A 20,638-nucleotide genomic window follows, 5' to 3' on the forward strand; every position below is an offset into this window, starting at 1 on the left:
ATGAATACATTATATATAACAGGAGCCGGTGTGAGTGCCGCCAGCGGTATTCCTACCTTTCGAGGTGAAGATGGGTTTTGGACTATTGGTAGTAAAAACTATACGCCAATGGAAATGGCTACACGTGCTATGTATGTAAACAACCCGCGTGAGTTTTTAGCTTGGTATTATCATCGCTTTGCCACCTACCGTAACCATGGTCCTAACGAAGTTCATCAATGGTTGAGCGATAAAAACCTGATCACACAAAATATTGACGGGCTAGATGGCAAAGCAGGCAATAAAAACTATATCGCCATTCATGGTCGGCTTGATAAAATGACTTTGTTTCATGAGCAAGGTGATGATGTGAAAGCGCATGCGACACCGTGGGATAATGTAGACGAAAGCCGCTTACATGAGTCACTGCTTGAGCTGTTTAACATCGAAAACCAGCAGCCTGTGCTGGATCAATCTTTAAAGCCTTTTGTGTTGTTATTTGATGAATATTACACTGAGCTTTATCGTATTAGCGAAGCACAACAGCGGATGCTTGATGCCGATAAAATCGTTTTTATTGGCACTTCGTTTAGCGTTAATATTACTCAAATGGCGCTAGAAGTGGCACGCAGTTACGATATCCCAATCGAAATTGTTGATCCAGAACCTGCGCATGTTATGCATTGTAATGTTAATTATCATAAAATGACGGCATTAGACTATATTCAACGTAACTAAACGCGAGCTTGATACGCGCTTTATTTAGCAAAAAAGATCATAAAAAGCATAATCACGATGACTGTATTTTTGATTTTTACAAAAATAACCGTTACTAATTAAACATAGCAATACTGAAGAGATGTAAATGAAAGACTTAACAGCAATAGCCAATTTATCAATATTATTAGTAGAGCCATCAGATGTTCAGCAAAAGCTTATTATAAAGTCACTTACTCAATGCGGTGTTACACAAATAGAAACTGCTACTTCTCAAGCGCAAACGTTAACAATGCTGGAGAATTATCAGCCGGATTTGGTCATTAGCAGCATGTATTTTTCTGACGGTAGCGCTGATTCTTTATTGCAAAAAATCAGAGTAACCCCAGGTATTGAGCATCAAGCTTTTATGTTGGTATCGACAGAGCGCAATAAAACCTATCTTGAACAGTTAAGGCAGTCCGGGGTATTAGCTATTTTACCAAAGCCGTTTAGTGCTGAGGCAATTACGCGAGCGTTAAAGGCAACATTAGATATTATTACTGAAGAAGAAGTTGAATTAGAACATTTTGATGTAACGCTATTGCGTGTCCTTGTGGTTGATGACAGTCGTTTTGCACGCAAGCATATTATTAGGGTCTTGGCTGGAATGGGAATACCGGCGCCTGTAGAAGCCGAAAATGGCAAACAAGCGATTGACCACCTTAATAGCCAATCATTTGATTTAATTGTTACTGATTACAATATGCCAGAAATGGATGGTAAAGAGCTAACGGAGACCGTAAGAAGCTCGAATGCTTACTCGCATATTCCTATTTTGATGGTGAGTTCTGAGGCAAACGACACTCATTTAGCTAATATTGCTCAAGCTGGTGTAGACGCCATATGTGACAAGCCATTTGAACCTGCCACAGTAAGAGAGCTGCTATTTAAAATAATGTCTTAGATATTAATGGCTTAATAGTAATCTAGGCTGCTATTAAGTCTCGTAATTAAGAAAAGTAATTCTGAACACTAAAAAGACATAGTTGTTGTCTTTGCTAATGAGGTCATGTTTAAGCGTCAATATTCATCAAATTACACTGGAAGTTGCAGGCAGTTACGATATCCTTGATATATGTTTGCTCCAGCGTCAGCGCAAATGTGAGTTATAAAGAATGCTGGTATTGCAGTGCTGCCAATAGCTAACTCCAAGTGTGTGTAAAGGAATACGTTGATATGCAATACATTGAGTATACTACAATACTTGCCGTGATATTTATCAGTGGTTGCAGTGATATTAAAATAGAGAAGCAGTGCTTTGAGCCCATTCATTATCAAGCAAATAAATTATTTCAAAGTAGTGAAATTCGTGTCGAACCTATATGGTTTGGCCATCCTCGAAACGACTACTTAAAAGATCACAACGTAGAGGGTCATCTCAGCCCTTACGGCGGGTTTGAAAAGATATCAGCCTCTAGTCAGCTTACTCTTACCGGAAATATATATAAGATAACGCCAAATATAGGTGAGCGTTATATTGGCAGAAATTCAGAGTATCTTTTATTTGAAGTCACAGTTGATGCAAAAAAGTATGTGATTTCTGATCAGATCCCTGAGCATATCCTGCTACCTTTACGGTGTTTTTTTAATTAATGCCGTGTCTATATAGATAATGTTATTTCGTTGGCTGCTAGTGGTGCTTATCTTGTCGCCTACTTGCATAGTTAAAAACATGGAAAGTCGTTGTTCAAAAATTTAATTTAATTTAAATAAGGAAATGTTTAACAATGAAGTATTTTAAAACCCCTGAATTTTTGCATGAAGTGTTTGGCGAAAAACAATCGATTTTAGAGATCACCGGTACTATTTTGTTTGCTTTAGTCGGCAGTTGGGTTATTTATTCGGTTGCGGAGATTAAACTCGATAATTGGCGAGCAATCTTAGCTTTTATATTAATTGCTGACGTATTAGCAGGATGTATTGCTAATTTCACTCTTGGTACCAATGAGTTTTACACAAAGCGTCCTAAAAATAGGCTGATTTTTATTGCCATTCACGTTCATATAATAGTGATTGCGTGGTTACTTTCACAGCCACTAGATACTGCACTGCTTATGTGGGCATATACAATAGTGGCAGCATCTGTTGTTAATGCGTTACATGGTAAATCAATCCAGGGTTTTATTGCTGCAAACTTAATGTGTTATGGCATCTTTTTGTTGATTTACTTATCGCTGCCAACGTGGTTTTTGATGGTGAGTCTATTTTTTATGATCAAAGTTTTATTTAGTTTTGCTGTTGATCACTATCGGCAATCAGCCTAGATGAATCCACTTAGGTATAAAAACCAGTACAGCTTAATTAGCTGTACTGGTTTGCTATTTGGCAAAAAAGCTTATTTAAATAATGCTAAGTCTTTTTATCTCCTGGGCAGAAGTGTGCCAAATGTGTTGTTAAGCGTTAAAAACGGGTACGAATACCAAACGTAATACGACGCTCAAAGATATTTTGGGTGATCACATGATCAGACCACTGTGCGTAAATATCTTCTTTTTCTTCGGTTAGATTGCTCACTGAGGTATAAATGCTCATATCTTCAGCAAATTCATAGCCGGCATACATATCAAAGTACAAAGTGCTATCGGTCCAAAATGGCATTACCCCTTCGCCCATTGGCGAGCTTAAGCTGTCTAAGCGATCACTACGGTAGTTAGCTGCAAGACGTAGTTGTAATGGACCTTTTTCGTACCAAAGTACAGCATTGGCTGATTTTTCTGAGTTATCTTGAATTGGTAAACTTTTGCCATAAACATCAACGTTAGCGCTGTCACTTGGCGCATAAGTAAAGTTTAGTGATGAGCCTAAGCCATCAAATGGCGCTGGTAAAAAGTCAAATGCTTGCTGATAAACAACTTCAAAACCTTTTATGTCACCACCTTGGCCATTTATTTCAGTGGTTACAGGTACTTCACGGCGAATAATGCCATCAATATCAGGCAAGCCTTGCATGACAATACCGTTTTCAACAAATGACTCTATGTCCATTAAAAAGGCTGAAATACTTAATAAACCGCTGTCATTAAAATACCACTCAGCAGATAGGTTATAGTTAGTTGCGCGCCATGGTTCTAGATCAGGATTACCATTTTGGCGACCTTGTACTGCCACTAATAAGTCAGGGCTTACTCCAAGCTCAGCGGCAAGTACATCTCCTGCTCGGGTACGACCAACACTTATACCACCAGCAAGCTTTCCAATATCGAGCGTGGTCATTGTTTTACCGTAACCTGCACGTAGGATCACATCTTCGGTTAGGTTTAAATTAAAGTTCATTGATGGTAAAAAATCTGAGTAATCTCTGTTTAACCATTTTTCACCGGTTTTCTCACTGGCAGTACACAACGAACAAGGACGCGCAGAGCCTAGTTGATTTTGCAGCATGTCGAGTTCGGTTTTAATATATTGTGCGCCGATATTTGCGGTATAGCTCAAATCACCCAATTCACCAGCAAAGTTTGCTTTAAAGTAAGCTGTTTGAGTTTGTTCTTTTACTTGGTAAGTACGTGACGGATTAGCTAATCGTTTGTTACCCGGGTAAATTGCATTTTGAAATGCCATTGGATCGTCCATTACTTTAGGATCGATTAAGTAAAAACTATGCCCAGCGCCACCTGGCCCTAAACCATTGACTTTGTTGACCCAACCATCGGGCATATCACTAAAGAAGTTGGTTTTTCCTATGGTTAAATCACCACCTGCTACGCTATTTTCACCGTCGCCATTGGTATCACCTAATGATGCACCGGAATCTTTCCACATCACATCGGCACTAATATTGCCGGTGGTAAATGGTGCAACGAGAATATAGGTTTCGCGCTCTACGTCTCGTTTTGATGCCCGCAGACCAAAATCAAGATTCTGTAGGTGATCTGTCTCAAAGGCATAATGGCCATCAATACGGGCAACATCAAGTGTGGCTTGTTCTTCAAAGTTATTTTCAGAGTAGGTTGAAACGAGATTATATTGGCTTATATCATTACCAAAGCCTTCTGCAAAACCAAGGGTTAAATATTCGCCGCTGCGAGAAAAGCTCACATCAACTTTTTCTGGGCCATAGCCATTGGGGTTAACTGGCGTAATACCATCACCATGATTTTTTAATAAACCATGTTGTGCGCCTGAGGTTAAAAAGCCGTGGGCCACATTTTCAGTATGGCTTCGCTCTGCAGAGCCATGAATATACCTAAATTCACCAGAGAGTGGGCCATCACCTTGGTATTCGAATAAAAAGCTAGCATTGGTTGATTCACGGTCGTTAGTTAAACTTTCAGAGTAGGCGCTAACCCGACGAACTTTTAAGTTAGCATCGTTGACTGTGTATATTTGTCCGCCCCGATCATTATCTAAGCGAGGAATAAAGTTATCAGAATACGCCCAAATAGAACCACGGGCATTATCAACCATCACCCCTTGCTTACGATCGGCGTCATCCATTTTTGTATAAAACAAGTCACCAGTAAAAGTTAGTGTGTCGGCAATTTGATATTGAATGGTAGCGTTTAGGCCAAGGCGATCACGCTCTGTTTCTCGGTCCATCACGCCATAAAAACGTTGGCTGTAAAAGCTGTCGTTAAAATCGCCATCACCGTTAAAATCGCGGTCGGTTTCATTTTGCACTTCTGAAGAGGTTAAAATTGTGCCATTACGGTAATTCGCTAAGGTGCTTTCGTCATAAGCGGCAGTAACAATAATGCCAAATTTGTCATTGTTATATCCGGCAAAGGCTACCAGTTTAGGGTCGGTTTGCTCTGATAAACTACCACGGGTTGCTTCTCCTGTGAGTGAGAAGGTTGTGCCTTGGTCAAGATCAAATGGTCTACGTGTTTTTAAATCTAAAGTACCTGAAATGCCACCGGCCAAGGTGTCGGCTTGAGGTGATTTAAGCACATCAATCCCTGATAGCAGCGCCGCTGGGACATCAGTGAAGTCTGGTTGTAATGTTGTAATTGAACCTGCACTTAAGAATTGTTCGCCATTGAGCAAAGTGGTTACTTGCGGCATACCGCGAACGTTAATGGTTGAGCCCTCACCCGCAGAGCGGCGAATTTGTATGCCTGGGATACGTTGCAGCGTATCGGCAATGGTTACATCAGGCAATTTACCAATATCTTCCGCGGTAATAGAATCCATTACTCCAGTACTAAAGCGTTTGTTGTTAATATCTTGTTTGTTACTGGCGGCAATACCGCGCACTTCAATAGTTTCTATGTCGTCATTTGCTGTCTGTGCTTGGTCTGCGGCAAAAACGCCAAAGCTGGTATAGCCACATACAATAGCGGCGACGGTTTTTGCTATTAGGCTCCTATTTAAAGTGGGTTGGTGACGGTTTTTAATGCTCATGCTGATATACCTCATCCTGTAGATTTAAAAGTTAATTATTATTTCCTGTTAATTTGTAACAGGTGTTGACTACTTGCTTGTTATTAATTAACATCACTTTCAAACAAAATGCAATAACAATTACATTAACATTTGATAATTTTTTGATTTTTAATCCAACGTTGCTATCTAAGGTAATGATTTAAAATAAGAGTTTTATTTATGGAAAAGTTAGCCATGAAACGCGCCGCAAAAATTTATACTATGAATAAAGGCTTAGGCAACAGCGAAACGATCATACAAGGTGATTGCAATGTTGCTAAGCAGCAGGTGAGTCTTCCTTGTGCGTGTATTTATCAAACGCGTTTAGATAATAACATTGCATGGATGGCTGAGTTCGCCAAACAAAGTCAGGTGGAGTTTTCACCGCATGGTAAAACCACCATGGCACCGGATATTTTTAAAAAGCAATTAAATGCAGGTGCTTACGCGATCACCATTGCAACTGTGCAACAAGCAGTGGTAGCAGCACAAGCTGGCGCTAAGCGCATTATCATGGCGAACCAATTAGTTGGTAAAGCCAACATGCAGCAGCTTAGCTATTTATTAAAACAGTATCAGGTTGATTTTTATTGTTTAGTGGATGATGTTAGCAATGTAACAAGTCTTGGTGAGTTCTTTAGTAAGCAAGGCATACAAGTTAAATTATTTATTGAGTTAGGTGTGACAGGTGGACGTTGTGGTGTAGTTGATGAACAAAAGCTCCAACAATTGGTTGCGCATATTAAGCAGTTTTCTTCATTACAGCTTGCGGGCATTGAAGTGTATGAAGGAGTGTTGAGTACACAAAGTGAAGTGACTGCATTTTTAGCGGATGCGGTAACAACATGTAAAGAGTTGATTGAGCAGCAGGCTTTTGCCACAGAACAAGTAATTATTACCGCAGGTGGCTCAGCGTGGTACGACTTAGTCTGCGATGCTTTTGCACCTAGTAACATGCTCGATAACATGGTGCCTGTGATCCGCCCTGGCTGTTATGTCGCTCATGATCAAGGGATTTATGGCCATGCGCAGCAACAGATTCTAGCGCGTAATCCGTTGGCGTGTAATATTGGTAGCGATTTACAATCATGTTTAGAGGTTTGGGCATATGTACAGTCATTGCCAGAACCGGGACGAGCAATTATTGGTATGGGTAAGCGCGATGTGGCATTTGATGCCGGGCTACCTATTGCGAATTTACATATTGACCAACACGGTGTTGTTACTAAAGCAGGTGCTGATTGGCAAGTTGAAAAAATAATGGATCAGCATGCCATGCTGCGTGTTGATCAAAATAGCCACTTAAAAGTCGGTGATATTATTGCCTTTGGGACTTCACATCCTTGCCTGACATTTGATAAATGGCGTTATATTAATGTTATCGATGATAATTATAACGTTGTTGGTATCTTTGATACGTATTTTTAGGAGAGTAGTTAATTGGATATTGTTTCACGAATTAAAGAGCGTTTAGGCCATTTACGGCAATCAGAGCAACTCGTTGCACAATTAATTTTAGCCGATCTGCAATATGCAGCATCGGCAAGTATAAGTGATTTAGCACAGCGCGCAAAAGTCAGTCACGCATCTATCACTCGGCTAGCAAAAGCGCTGGGCTGCGATAATGTGCGTGATATGAAACTACAGCTTGCACAATCACTGGCAGTAGGAGAGCGCTTTATTAGTGAAAATGCCTCTGTACGTGAAGATATTCCAGCTATATACAAAGCAATACACGATATTCTCGATATTAATGCCGGATTAATTGAACAGTCGCAGATTGAAGAAGCAGCTCGCTGTATTGCTGAAAGCCGTCATACGTTAATTTTTGGCGTTGGTGGGGGTAGCTCTGTAGTTGCACAAGAATGCCATAACCGCTTGTTTCGACTGGATGTACTCAGTAACGCTTACAGTGATCCGGTGATGATGAGAATGACTGCCGCCAGTGTTGATATCAGTGATGTGGTGGTGGTGTTATCGCTTACTGGCTTAGCAAATGACTTAATTGATGCGGCAAATATTGCCAAAGATTATGGCGCTAAAGTGATTGCGGTTTGCCCAGAGAGTGCGCTTGCTGATATCGCAACGATTCACTTACCAATTAAAACTAACGAATCAGATTACATTTTTACGCCCAGTACAGGCCGTTACGCGATGCTTGCTGCAGTAGACATATTGGCAAGTGAAGTGGCTATTTTAACGCAGAAAAAATCTCGCGAAAAACTTCGTCGCATCAAACATGAGTTAGATGAGTATCGTCAAGGACCAGACAGAGCACCACTAGGAGATTAATGATGCGGCACGATATCTCGCAATCAGCAGACACAATCATTTATCAAGCAAAAGTATTTGATGGTTTAGGCAATGCGCCTCAGTACATGGATGTCGCAATTAAAGGTGAACATATTGTCGCACTCGGCGAGTTATCACAGTGGCAGGCAACACACACAATAATGGCCAATGGATTATGCCTAGCCCCGGGGTTTATCGATGTACACACCCATGATGATCTTGAGTTGTTAAGAAACCCAGCGATGGCAGCGAAAATAAGTCAAGGGGTGACAACGGTGATCACCGGTAATTGTGGGATCAGCGCGGCGCCGGCAAAACTAACTGCAGATGCGCCGGATCCAATGAATCTGCTGGGTGAAAAAGCAGAGTTTACTTTTGCACAGATGCGCGATTATATCGATGCATTTAATGTACAAAAAGCCAATGTGAATGTTGCAGCATTGGTAGGGCATACCACATTGCGCAATAACGTTATGGATGACTTATTACGTCCAGCGACGCTTGACGAAATTGCCGCGATGCAATTGCAATTGGATGAAGCCATAACCCAAGGTGCCCTCGGTTTGAGCACTGGGCTTGCCTATCGCAATGCACAGTGTGCACCTGAACAAGAGGTACAGGCATTTGGCGCTATCTTACAAAAGCATGATGCTTTATATACCACCCATTTACGCACCGAGTTTGATGCCGTGCTTGAGGCGATGGATGAAGCGTTTGCTATGGAGCAAAAGTTTGGCATTAAAGTGATTATTTCCCACTTGAAGTGTGCAGGTAAAAATAACTGGGGACGCGCCCCTGAGCTGTTAGCAAAATTTGCAGCACAAGGCGAGCACTCAAAATGTAGTTGCGACGCATACCCGTATGCGGCCAGCTCCAGTACCTTAGATTTGAACCAAGTGACTGACGACTTCGATATTTTTATCACTTGGTCTGATGCCCACCCTGCAATGGCCGAGCAATTACTTGCTGATATTGCTAAACAATGGGACGTCAGTTTGCTGGATGCTGCTGAAAAACTGCAGCCAGCTGGTGCTGTGTACCATGGGTTAAATGAAGACGATGTAAACACTATTTTAGCGTTTGATAAAACCATGATTGGTTCAGATGGTTTACCGTGCGATCCACACCCACACCCTCGGTTATGGGGCTCATTTCCCCGAGTGCTGGGTCATTACAGCCGTGAACAAGGAATTTTTTCATTAGCAACTGCGATTCATAAAATGACAGGCTTAAGCGCGGCTAACTATCGGTTGGCAAATCGTGGAGTGATCAAAGTAGGCAACTTTGCCGATTTGGTGTTATTTGATGCCAATGAGATTATTGATAACGCAACATTTGTTGATCCAGAGCTGGCGGCTTCAGGAATTCATCGTGTCTGGACCAATGGCCAAGCAACCCTTATAGATAAACATATTCTACCTGCATATTCAGGTAAATTTTTAACATCCCTAGGAGCAAGTAAAGATGATTAGACGAATTGGTATTGAAGGCGGTAAAGGTACCGGTGGTCAGCACTTACCGTTTGCACGCGCAGTAGAAGCGGGTGGTTGGCTGATGGTATCTGGACAAACCCCAATGAAAGATGGAGAAGTGGTTGAAGGGGGGATTATTGAGCAATCAACACTGGCGATTGAAAATTGCCTCGAGATTATGAAAGAGGCTGGTTATGAGCTCAAAGATGTGGTGCATGTTACTGTTATTTTAACTGATTCTCGTTACTTTCAGTCGTTTAATAAAGTGTTTAAAGAGTATTTTGGCGCTAATCCACCGGCACGTATTTGTGCGGTCGCGGATTTAGTCGTCGATTGTAAAGTTGAGGTGGATGTTACCTGTTATAAGGCGCCTTAAGATTTTGTCAGTAGCTGAATGACAGCGCTGACATTTACACCTAAGAGCACACAAAATAATAACCGCTCTTAGGTCAGAATAATAACTAACATCAACCACGTAATTAATAATTAGAAGTGCTGTTACAAAGCGCAGCGTGGATTGGTGGAGCAGGGTGTCTTATGAAGTGGCAATTATTAATGGCCTTTTTAGGCTACTTAGGATTTATGATTTGGTTTGGTTGGTGGGTAAGCCGAAATTCTAAAGGTGGCGATGACTTTTTACTGGGGGGACGTAATTTACCGTTTTTTCTTACGTTAGGTACTACAGTTGCCACTATGGTAGGAACAGGATCATCAATGGGGGCTGTGGGATTTGCTTATTTAAATGGCTGGGCTGGGATGATCTATGGCCTTGGTGGTGCTGCGGGAATTTTATTATTAGCAAAATTATTTGCGCCAGTGCGTGAACACCAATTCATGACTATGAGTGAAGAAGTATCATACTATGTGGGAGCACATCCACTCGTTAAGAATACCATCGCAATATTTATTTTTGTCGCCAGTATTGGTTGGTTAGGAGCGCATATTCTGGGCGGTGGTATGTATTTAGCATGGCTTACTGGGTTATCGCCATTTTCGGCAAAACTTATTATTGCACTGGGCTTTAGTATTTACGTGGTGATTGGCGGTTATGTTGCTGTGGTATGGACCGACTCTATTCAAGCATTGGTGTTATTTGTTGGCTTTTTCTTGATGGCTGGGGTCGCTCTTTATGAAGTGGGTGGCTTGGCTGAGATGGCCAATGCGCAACCTGCGCTTAACCAAAGCTTTTTATCATTGGATAAAATAGGTGCAGTGCATGGCTTATCATTATTTTTCGCGGTGTTAATAGGCGTCTTGGTTGCGCCATCATTTCGCCAACGTATTTATTCTGGCAAGCATGTTAAAAGTATTCGTCAATCGTTTTATTTATCGGGTGGCTTGTATTTAGTATTTGCCATAGTACCTGCCATCATCGGTATGGCAGCTTATGCACTGAATCCTGCTTTAGAGAACAGTGCATTTTCTTTCCCTTTTATGGCGTTTGAATTATTACCTTTTGGCTTGGCAGCGCTGGTTATTATTGCTGGCCTTTCAGCCACGATCTCCAGTGCTAGCTCAGATGCGATTGCAGCTGTGAGTGTATTAATACGTGATCTGTATAGTTTAGTATTCAAACGAATGCCCCACGCTAAAGATGTTGTATTACTTTCGCGGATGGGCTTAGTGATGACGATAGGCATTGCGTTATTATTGGCGTTATTAACTAACGATGTGATTGGTTACATTACAAATATGATCGCCACTTTAATGTCGGGTCTATGTGTATGCGTGTTATTTGGTCATTTTTGGCCACGCTTTAATTGGCAGGGGGCCATTACTGCTTTATTGGTTTCGCTGTTGGTTTCGTTGGCGATTATTTTAACGCCAAATTGGCTGGCTTATTGGAGTAACCCAATTATTCCGGCCACTTTAGGCTCCGCTTTATTAGCTGCTATGGTAACTTTGTTTACCCCAGTTCAAGTGTGCACATCTGCACAAGCATTAGCTATTTTAAAAGCTCAACGCGAGGAAATGCAACATGATTAAGATTGCATTTTTTGGTGAAGCGATGCATGAACTATCTACAAATCAAGAGCTTAATTTGGGGGGGGACACCTACAATACGGCAGTTTACTTTAAACGTCTTATGGGAAAACAGGTGCATGTTTATTTTATATCTGCCATTGGTAGCGACGAACTAAGTAAGCAAGCTAAGGCTAGGTGGCAGCAGCAAGCGCTTAAACTCGATTTTTTACAATATGCAACAAATCATACTTTAGGCGCTTATGGTATTACGCTTGATGCTAATGGCGAGCGAGTTTTTCATTATGATCGAAAAAATAGCGCTGCCAGAGAGTATTTTAAGCTTGATACTCAACATCAATTCTTAACTGCATTGCAGCAGCAACAGTTTGATTACCTTTATTTTTCAGCTATAAGTTTGGCAATTTATGATGACCCAACTAAACAGCTATTAATGACTGCTATTGCACAGTTTAAGCAAGCTGGTGGCATCGTTATTTTTGATAGTAATTATCGCCAAGTGCTTTGGCAAAGTAATATGCAAGCACACTATTGGTTTCGCCAAGCCTTTTTAGTTGCAGATATCATTTTTGTTACCAACGACGATCACTTTGGTGTGTTTGGTGATTGTGAACAACAGCAGTTGGTCGACTTTTATCGGGCATACCCACAAGCGTTGCGAGTGATTAAGCAAGGACTGGATGACACCATTGTGTTACAGCAACAAACAATTAATTACTATCCAGTAACCGCAGTCGCGAAGGTAATTGATACTACCGCGGCTGGAGATGCGTTTGCAGCGGGTTTTTTAGCTGAACAAATATTAGCGAGTCCTTGTGCAATTGCAGTGCAGACTGCCCAGCAACTTGCGGCTCAAGTGATCACCGCCGCAGGGGCAATTGTCGCTACAACAGTGACTCTCAAAGCAAGCAAACAACAGGAATTAAACAATGCATAAAATTATTCATTTTATGATGGGGGCAATGCTACTGAGCAGCTCTTGTTATGCTTTTTCTGCGCCCGCCACCGAAGCGCTGATGCCAATGCCTAAAGAGGTGCAATCATTGGCTGGGAGTACTACCTTTGAAGCAACTCTTAAGGTATTTATACCTAAAACGCAGCACGCAATCGTCCTGCCTTTATTAAATAGTTCGTTGTTTGCTACCCAATTTCAGCATCTACAAGTTACGCCAAGAGCGGCTGCGCAATTACACATTAATATCACGCAAACAGTGAGCGAGTTACCTTATTTAAATATGGATGAAAGTTACACGCTAACTATTGCAGATAATAAAATTGACCTAACGAGTGCTAATCAATACGGCATGCTTAGAGGATTGGCGACTTTATCGCAGCTATTATTTAGTGCTAAGCAGCCGCTACAAGTTAATAATCTAATTATTACGGATGAACCAACTTATCCGTGGCGTGGTTTATTATTTGATGGCGTGCGTCACTTTTTGCCAATTGCAGATGTAAAACGGACATTACGTGGCTTGGCTTCAGCCAAGTTTAATGTGTTTCACTGGCACTTAACCGATGATCAGGGCTGGCGAATTGAGCTAAATAGTTACCCTAAACTACACCAGCAGGCATCCGATGGTCTTTATTATACTCAAGCACAAATTAAAGAGGTGGTTAGCTATGCGGCAAAGTTAGGTATTCGGGTGGTGCCAGAGTTTGACGTTCCGGGTCATGCCAGCGCGATTATACTTGCGTATCCTGAACTTGGTAGCGGAACTCAATTAACTCAGATGGAGCGACGTTGGGGCGTATTTAAACCGTTACTGGATCCAAGCAACCCTGAGGTTTATAAATTTGTTGATGCAGTAGTCGCCGAGCTTGCGGGTTTGTTTCCTGATCCGTATTTGCATATTGGTGGCGATGAAATTGATGATACTGATTGGCAAGCCAATAGTCATATTCAAGCTTATATGCATAAGCAAAAACTGGCTGATAGCCATGCATTACACGCCTACTTCAATCAACGGGTTGCTAAAATATTAGCAAAATACAATAAGAAAATGATTGGTTGGGATGAGGTATTACATCCTAATTTGCCTAACAACACCTTAGTGCAATCATGGCGTGGTCATCATTCATTGGCGGCGATCACTGAGGCCGGTTTTGATGGTTTGTTATCAAGCGGGTTTTATATTGATCAGCCGCAGTGGACGAGCTATCACTATCGTAATCATCCGCTGCCGCCGGCGAAACCCGCAGTAACGGCGAAGACTGTAATCGGACATGTTGATTTTACCCTCACACGCATAAAAGGCAGCGCGGTGACTGGCGATATTACTGTCTTTGCAAGTGATCAGTCTCGTATGCAAGCAATTGTCAACATCGCGGGTAAAGGGGCATTCATCACTGATAAAGTGACTAAAATAGCGAATAACTATCAGGTGCTTATTGATACTTGGCTTGGGCCAACTCAGCTGACATTTAGTTTAACGCAGGCTAGCAAAGATCCCGCATTCGTGGGTAATACTCCTTATGTGTTTAGGGCAAATGTCGGTGGTGAGATACCTCTGGTGCAGTTGAACCAACAACTAAAACATCAGCAGCAACGAGCCAAGCTAGGTAATGTATTGGGTGGTGAAGCAACTATTTGGGCTGAGCTTATCACCTCTGATAATTTAGATACGCGTATTTGGCCAAGACTCTATGCAATAGGAGAACGTTTTTGGTCACCTACTAGCTTAACGGATGAGCGCAGTATGTACACTCGGCTTGCGCTAATGGACCAATACGCCGATGAACAGTTAGGCTTACTACATCAACAGCAGTTTATTCAACGTTTAGAGCAGCTACCAGAGGTTTCAAGCAGTGCGCTTAACGCGTTACTTACTTTTAGTCAGCTGATAGAGCCCGCACACTATTACACGTTGCATCATTTAGCGTTTCTAAGCGATGATTACCATCAGTTAGCGCCACTGGATAAATTAGTGGATGTTTTACCGGTAGAGAGTTTAACCTTAAAACAATTTGATTATGCGGTGGATGATTACCAACAACAATGTGATCGCCAAAAACTTACCGCATTGCAAAGTCAGCTAGTAATGTGGCAGCAAGTACTTACTAATAATCCGCAGGTATTTTTAGCGGTTAATGAGTGGCAAGCAAGCTATTTGGCAATTGTTGATGCTCTGCAAAATAAAGATGCGTTAAGTGAGTCGCAAGTTATCGAGATCAATCATGGTACGATTGCGCAAGTTATCGCATCAATTAACCGATTAAAACAGGCGCGTTTAAGTTGCAGTAATTAATTTACTGCTTGGATCAAATTAAATGCCCTGTTAAGGGCATTTATTACTGTCGAGTCCGTTAATTACTCGGCATCAAAAATAACTCTCGTACATTGCAACGTGGGTTTGCCTCTATAGCAAATAGTACCGCCTCGGCTACATCATTTGGGTCAAGTTTGTCGGGTTTTGCTTCATCAAAAAAAGGCGTATTGACCATGCCTGGGGCAATAGTGGTGCAGCGTCCTTGCCATGGCTTCATTTCTTCAGCTAAGTTTTGTCCAAAACCGTAAGCAAACCATTTTGTTGCGCCATAAACAGAGCCTTTAAGGGCAATCCGTCCTGCGGCTGAGCTGGTTAAAATAAAGTGTCCTGTGGTTTTTCTTAGGTGTGGCAGAGTGAGTTTTGCGGTGTAAAGCAGTGCATTGATATTAATATCAATCATTGTTTGCCATTGCTCAGGATCGCCCTCTTCAACACCTGGCGTTTGAACACCCATACCGGCATTGGCAAATGCAACATCAAGGCGGCCAAAGTGTTTTATACCTGTATTAACTACGTTTTCAAGCGATGAAAAATCAGTGGCATCTGCGCAAACTGCTAATGCGTTATCAGCCCCGAACTCTTCAACCAGCGCATTAAGTTTGTCTTCACTGCGAGCGGTCAAAATTACTTTATGACCGTTTGCGACTAAGGTTTTTGCTGTTGCTTCACCAATACCACTGGAAGCGCCTGTAATAAGTACAACTTTTTCTTTACTCATGACTTGCTCCTCGATTAAATCTGAGACTAGATTTGATACTCTTAGTGGTAATGGTAACAGTGAAGGATTAACCTCCATTGAATGCTTATTACACCAACTTGCTGGTTTGATTTAACTATATGATTTTTAATTGTTTTTAAAGATTAAAATAAAAAGTTAGGTTTATATTTATTATGCTATATAATCGCGCGGTTTCGCTTTGAGGCCAGCTTATTTTTTAGCAGGCTACAAATCGCAAATGGTTATAGCAGCTCACACTTATTGGCTTATAACAATGTGGTTTTAACCTTGTGTAAGCTATGTTAAACCTTGCTCAATTGCAGCAATTACTTAGTGGAAATAAACAGTGAAAGATAAGTTATTAGTGTTTTGGCAAAATCATTCAGAAACCATAATGACTCTAGGTTATAAACTGATTCTAGCGTTGGCTATTGTTATAGCTGGTGCTCTAATTGCGCGCTCTGTTAAAAGAGCGATCCAAAACTCTAAGTCGCCTCTTAAGAAAATGGATAAAACCTTACTACCAATTTTATCGAGTGTGCTGGGCTACTTGGTGTATATCATTGCAGGGTTGTTTATTTTAGATATTTTTGGTGTTAATACAGCCAGTTTAATAGCACTTATGGGGGCGGCTGGCCTTGCGATTGGCCTTGCTTTAAAGAATACCCTCAGTAATATTGCCGCAGGTATTATGTTATTAATACTTAGGCCATTTAAAGTTGGTGACTTTGTTGATGCCAGTGGCACAACGGGTACTGTGAGTGAAATTAACCTCTTTACAACTATTTTTAAAACCAATGATGGCCTATATATCGCTTCGCCAAATGGCAAAGTGTGGGGTGGTAATATTAAAAATTTCACTCGCAATGGTAAAAGACGCATGGATATTGTAGTAGGTATTTCGTTTGCTGACTCAATAGATGATGGCTTAAATGTACTTAAAGAAATAGCCGCATCAGAAAGCCGATTATTAGCGGATCCAGCACCTAAGGTGATGGTGACATCGATAGCTGAAAGCTCAGTGAATATTCAATTACGTGCGTGGACAGTTAACGGTGATTATTGGCAAACAGTCTGGGATCTTAATAAACGCGTAAAAGAGTCTATTGAGCAAGCAGGGCTGACAATTCCATTTCCGCAGCGTACGTTACATATATCGGAGTCGATGGCATCGGCAATAACCGTTAACAAGGATGTGTAAATAACAGATAGTGATTTAATATATTAAATAGCAATCTGTCAGCTTAACGCCAGTTAATTAATATTGACTGGCGTTTTCTTTTTGTGCTCATTGAAAACATGCTGATAAGTTCGTCTACTTGATCCCATTTTATCTGTTCTGTCAACGTATTAGCAGCGATTTAAACGTTATAGTAAATGCCTTTATGGTAGGTTACAAAAGCGAAGTGACTGCTGATAACATTATAAGGTTGTAAGCGATTGACGAATTTAACTCACTTAAGTAATTTATAAAACAGCACAGTACTTTGTAATTCGCCCGATGAACTAAGGGCAAACTGTGGTATTTCACCGGCTTCTATATAGCCTAATCTTTCATATAAAAGTGAGGCAATATCGCCTAAGCGGGTATCCAGTACCAGTAGTTTTAATTGTTGCTGCAGCGCACTTTTTTCAAGGGTATGCATAAGTTGTTTTGCAAATCCTTGGCCTTGGTATTGGCTATGTACCATTAGCTTTTCAACCTCACCGCGGTGAGCGCCATTAGCTTTTTGACACAACGATAATTGCACTGCACCAATTACCTCAGATCCTTCGGTGATAACAAATAATTCGCGGCTATCATTTAATAAATCGCATTCAATACTGTACCAGTAGTGATCTGCTTGTGCGCGCGTCAATGGCGCGATAAAACCAATCGATGCACCATTGTTAACGCTATCAACCAGTAAATGATTTAGCGATTGCTGATATCCCGCTAGTGAACTGATTTTATGTATTTGCGTATCTACAACGCTTGTATCTTGCATGGTTTATCCTTCTAATTGAAATGGATACACAGAGCCTAGGTGCAGATGTTGAGTTAATTCATCCAGCGCTTGCCAGCTTTCACGTAACAAGTTTGGATCTGCAAAATCATCATTACTAAGTTTGTCACGATAGTGCTTATTCGCCCAATCACATAGTTGTTGGTACTTACTATCGTTTAAAATAACGGCAGGATTGACTGCCGCGAGTTCTTGCTGATTTAGCGCTACACGTAAACGTAAGCAAGCAGGGCCACCACCATTTTGCATGCTTTGTTTTAAATCAAAAAATTGCACTTGATCAATTGGATTGTCTGCAAGGATCATTTCTTCAATATAACTGTTAACTGCCTGATTGTTTTTACATTCTTGTGGAGCAACCAGTAACATTTTGCCATTGTTTAAACTAACCAGTTGGCTATTAAATAAATAGCTAGTTACAGCATCTTGCACGCTTACTTTGGCTGTTGGCACCTCAATAATATGCAGTGTTTTGTCGCCAATATATGCATCTTTTATTTGTTGTAGGGCGATAGGCTGATTTAAGAAAGCTTGCTCGTGACAGAGTAATACATTGGCGTTACCCACCGCGATTACGTCATTATGGAACACCCCTTGATCAATCACCTCAGGGTTTTGTTGAATCATTAATTGGCTAGATGGTTTTAGCTGATGTAGTCGGCATATTGCTTGTGATGCTTCAAGTGTCTGCCTTGCAGGAAATTTAACTGGCTTAGGCAGTGCGCTGTTAAATGCGCTGGCACCATATACAAACAGCTCCAAACCTTGAACACCATGCTCGTCGCCTAAGCGAGTATGGTTAGCCGCGCCCTCATCACCAAAAAAACCTTGATCTGGCAAATGGGTATGATGACTAAAGTAGCCTTCGTTATTAAACATGGCTTTAAGTAATCGTGTTGTTGTTTGAGGCTCAAGGGAGCGATGAAATTTGTTATTCAAATTAGCAGCAGTAAAGTGAACTTTGCCATCAAGTGTGTCGGCTGATGGTGATACAGTGCCGGCATTGGCAGTCCACATTGATGATGCTGAATAACATGCGCGAACTAAAACAGGATCAGCTTTAAACGCTTTACTGATCACTTGTTCAGCAGTGCCTGTAAATCCTAAACGACGCAATACATTTATATCAGGGCGGGCATGTGGGGCAAATACCCCTTGAGTTAGTCCCAAGTCATGCATAGCTTTCATTTTCGCTAAGCCTTGCAGTACCGCCTCTTTTGGATTGGAGTAACTTGCCGCATTATTTAATGATGCTACGTTACCGTATGATAATCCCGCGTAGTTATGAGTCGGGCCTACAAGGCCATCAAAATTAACTTCTACAGCTGTCATAGTTATCCTGCAATTTTACTAATTTTAGTGTATTTAAACTATACAGAAAATAATCAGTAGTAGGTTAATTAAAATTAGCTAATTCTAGTTCTACGCTCTGCAAGTTTTGTTGCAAACGTTTTTGTGCTGCGAGTAGGTAGCTTTTTTGCTGTGCTATTTTTGCTTGTTGTTGACGCAGTGCTTTATAGATCACTCGTTTGGGTAAATCATAGTGCTCGGAGGCTTGGCTAATTGTTAATTGATGCACCGACAACTTTTTAAGCGCTTCATCTAAGTGCGGGTAGTTACTTAACATATTCACGCTCTTTTTCTGCGGTGGTGTGAGGATCATTGGCATGGTGAATATGCCAAATGCTTATATCTAAGCGCCATAGTAAATACAACATATGATAAATATTAGTCATAGCTCGCTCCCTGTAGACGAGGTAAATGAAGATAAAACTCAGATTAGTGAGTTACTCTTTTGTAAGGAAGATCTGTGCCAGTCTGAATAATTATTTTTAGTTAAAACAAATCAATAGCTTAAGGTTTTTTCGTTGTTGTATGATTGAGTATAAGCACTAATGTAGTGAAAAATAATGATGGCTTTGCACTTTGCTGGAGCAGAAGGGGGGATTAACATCAAATATACATTATTATGAATTAAACGTTTCAATGTTTAGTTAATGCATTGTATAAAATACAGTTTTTAATTATTATTGTTTTAGTGGTGATGTTTTGTTCTGTATTTGGCCTTTTATGTACAGCCATTTTTTAATAACTAATTAATATGTCCTATTTTGTTTAAATTATTACTCTTATTACTGTTTTCTTGCGCATCTTTTGCTGGGGAGGTTTTTACTGCATTCCCATCAACTATTGATGCAACGCAAAAGTATGTGTTTTATTCTCATGGGTTGATTGTCGAAGGTATTAACCCAAGGCCGGTTAATTTGCGTTGGGGAACTTATGAATTTCCAAAAATAAAAGCAGCGCTTGCGGACACAGATTATAATCTGATTGCATATCATAGGGCTAATAACACTCAGCCTAAAGTTTTTGCCCAAAAACTAGCAAGCGATGTTCGTTTGCTCATCGCAAAGGGCGTTTCAGCTGGCAATATTTCACTGATTGGTTTTTCTCGCGGTGGCGCCATTACAATTATGGCGTCTAATTTATTGGCAAATAATGATGTAACTTATATTATTTTGGCCGGTTGCGGTCGCTATTTACAAAATAACCCAGAGCTAGACGTGTATGGAAATATTTATTCGATATTTGAAACTTCGGATGATGTGGGTTCTTGTCTGTTTCTAATCAATCGTAGTAAAGGTGTAAAGCGGTTTACTGAAATATCAATCAGCACAGATAAAGAGCATGGCGCTTTTTATACACCAATAGCTGAATGGGTAGTACCAGTCAAAGCATGGGTGAAACAATCAGCCCATCATAGTGCTGCAAACTAGATGCACAAGTCTATTTAAATTA

General features: G+C 40.9%; 18 protein-coding genes. 13 read left to right on the forward strand and 5 right to left on the reverse strand.

Annotated features, from left to right (window positions below; genetic code table 11):
• From PVK79_RS07675 to PVK79_RS07690, 4 genes are all read left to right on the forward strand, one after another.
• Entirely contained in the window at positions 1-717 is a 717-nt protein-coding gene (locus PVK79_RS07675; protein WP_257326825.1) for an SIR2 family NAD-dependent protein deacylase, read from the forward strand.
• Between the two features lie 127 nt (positions 718-844).
• Complete coding sequence (locus PVK79_RS07680) at positions 845-1,642, forward strand: response regulator (protein ID WP_145242054.1); 798 nt, start codon at positions 845-847, stop codon at positions 1,640-1,642.
• A 272-nt stretch (positions 1,643-1,914) separates the two neighbouring features.
• The gene (locus PVK79_RS07685) at positions 1,915-2,331 is read left to right on the forward strand and encodes a hypothetical protein (protein ID WP_182732112.1); all 417 of its coding nucleotides are present in this window, start codon (positions 1,915-1,917) and stop codon (positions 2,329-2,331) included.
• Between the two features lie 134 nt (positions 2,332-2,465).
• Positions 2,466-3,002, forward strand: a complete 537-nt coding sequence (locus PVK79_RS07690) for a hypothetical protein (RefSeq protein ID WP_145242050.1) — start codon at positions 2,466-2,468, stop codon at positions 3,000-3,002.
• A 136-nt stretch (positions 3,003-3,138) separates the two neighbouring features.
• Here PVK79_RS07690 and PVK79_RS07695 read toward each other — a convergent pair whose 3' ends face one another.
• Positions 3,139-6,078 (reverse strand): TonB-dependent receptor, encoded by a 2,940-nt coding sequence (locus PVK79_RS07695; protein ID WP_257326826.1) that lies wholly within the window; start codon positions 6,076-6,078, stop codon positions 3,139-3,141.
• A 201-nt stretch (positions 6,079-6,279) separates the two neighbouring features.
• Between PVK79_RS07695 and PVK79_RS07700 the strand changes: the two genes are divergently transcribed.
• The 7 genes from PVK79_RS07700 to PVK79_RS07730 all read left to right on the forward strand — a co-directional run bounded on the left by PVK79_RS07700 (position 6,280) and on the right by PVK79_RS07730 (position 15,094).
• Positions 6,280-7,527, forward strand: coding sequence for an amino acid deaminase (locus PVK79_RS07700; protein WP_257326828.1), 1,248 nt, complete (start codon positions 6,280-6,282; stop codon positions 7,525-7,527).
• A gap of 12 nt (positions 7,528-7,539) precedes the next feature.
• Complete coding sequence (locus tag PVK79_RS07705; protein WP_145242044.1) at positions 7,540-8,391, forward strand: MurR/RpiR family transcriptional regulator; 852 nt, start codon at positions 7,540-7,542, stop codon at positions 8,389-8,391.
• Positions 8,391-9,863 (forward strand): N-acyl-D-amino-acid deacylase family protein, encoded by a 1,473-nt coding sequence (locus PVK79_RS07710; protein ID WP_257326829.1) that lies wholly within the window; start codon positions 8,391-8,393, stop codon positions 9,861-9,863. The genes PVK79_RS07705 and PVK79_RS07710 overlap by 1 nt, the downstream gene beginning before the upstream one ends.
• On the forward strand, positions 9,856-10,239 hold the full coding sequence (locus PVK79_RS07715) for a RidA family protein (RefSeq protein WP_145242042.1): 384 nt from the start codon (positions 9,856-9,858) through the stop codon (positions 10,237-10,239). The genes PVK79_RS07710 and PVK79_RS07715 overlap by 8 nt, the downstream gene beginning before the upstream one ends.
• Positions 10,240-10,400: 161 nt before the next feature.
• Complete coding sequence (locus PVK79_RS07720; RefSeq protein WP_257326831.1) at positions 10,401-11,849, forward strand: sodium:solute symporter family protein; 1,449 nt, start codon at positions 10,401-10,403, stop codon at positions 11,847-11,849.
• Positions 11,842-12,783, forward strand: coding sequence for a PfkB family carbohydrate kinase (locus PVK79_RS07725; RefSeq protein WP_257326833.1), 942 nt, complete (start codon positions 11,842-11,844; stop codon positions 12,781-12,783). Before PVK79_RS07720 ends, PVK79_RS07725 begins: the two co-directional genes overlap by 8 nt.
• Complete coding sequence (locus PVK79_RS07730; RefSeq protein ID WP_257326834.1) at positions 12,776-15,094, forward strand: family 20 glycosylhydrolase; 2,319 nt, start codon at positions 12,776-12,778, stop codon at positions 15,092-15,094. The genes PVK79_RS07725 and PVK79_RS07730 overlap by 8 nt, the downstream gene beginning before the upstream one ends.
• A 58-nt stretch (positions 15,095-15,152) precedes the next feature.
• Here the strand turns inward: PVK79_RS07730 and PVK79_RS07735 are convergent, their stop codons facing one another.
• On the reverse strand, positions 15,153-15,833 hold the full coding sequence (locus PVK79_RS07735; protein ID WP_182733872.1) for an SDR family oxidoreductase: 681 nt from the start codon (positions 15,831-15,833) through the stop codon (positions 15,153-15,155).
• Positions 15,834-16,179: 346 nt separating this feature from the next.
• On the opposite strand from PVK79_RS07735, the gene PVK79_RS07740 reads away from it, so the two are divergent.
• Positions 16,180-17,034, forward strand: a complete 855-nt coding sequence (locus PVK79_RS07740; protein WP_145242032.1) for a mechanosensitive ion channel family protein — start codon at positions 16,180-16,182, stop codon at positions 17,032-17,034.
• Positions 17,035-17,287: 253 nt separating this feature from the next.
• Here PVK79_RS07740 and PVK79_RS07745 read toward each other — a convergent pair whose 3' ends face one another.
• The 3 genes from PVK79_RS07745 to PVK79_RS07755 form a co-directional block, all read right to left on the reverse strand.
• The gene (locus PVK79_RS07745) at positions 17,288-17,821 is read right to left on the reverse strand and encodes a GNAT family N-acetyltransferase (RefSeq protein ID WP_257326835.1); all 534 of its coding nucleotides are present in this window, start codon (positions 17,819-17,821) and stop codon (positions 17,288-17,290) included.
• A gap of 3 nt (positions 17,822-17,824) precedes the next feature.
• The gene (astB, locus tag PVK79_RS07750) at positions 17,825-19,171 is read right to left on the reverse strand and encodes an N-succinylarginine dihydrolase (RefSeq protein WP_145242028.1); all 1,347 of its coding nucleotides are present in this window, start codon (positions 19,169-19,171) and stop codon (positions 17,825-17,827) included.
• Positions 19,172-19,235: 64 nt separating this feature from the next.
• Entirely contained in the window at positions 19,236-19,466 is a 231-nt protein-coding gene (locus PVK79_RS07755) for a helix-turn-helix domain-containing protein (protein ID WP_182719062.1), read from the reverse strand.
• 484 nt (positions 19,467-19,950) lie between these two features.
• Here PVK79_RS07755 and PVK79_RS07760 point away from each other — a divergent pair, with 484 nt between their 5' ends.
• Complete coding sequence (locus tag PVK79_RS07760; RefSeq protein ID WP_257326836.1) at positions 19,951-20,616, forward strand: alpha/beta hydrolase; 666 nt, start codon at positions 19,951-19,953, stop codon at positions 20,614-20,616.
• Positions 20,617-20,638: the final 22 nt, after the last annotated feature.

Source organism: Pseudoalteromonas rhizosphaerae, from assembly GCF_028885455.1.
Classification (GTDB): Bacteria; Pseudomonadota; Gammaproteobacteria; order Enterobacterales; family Alteromonadaceae; genus Pseudoalteromonas; species Pseudoalteromonas rhizosphaerae.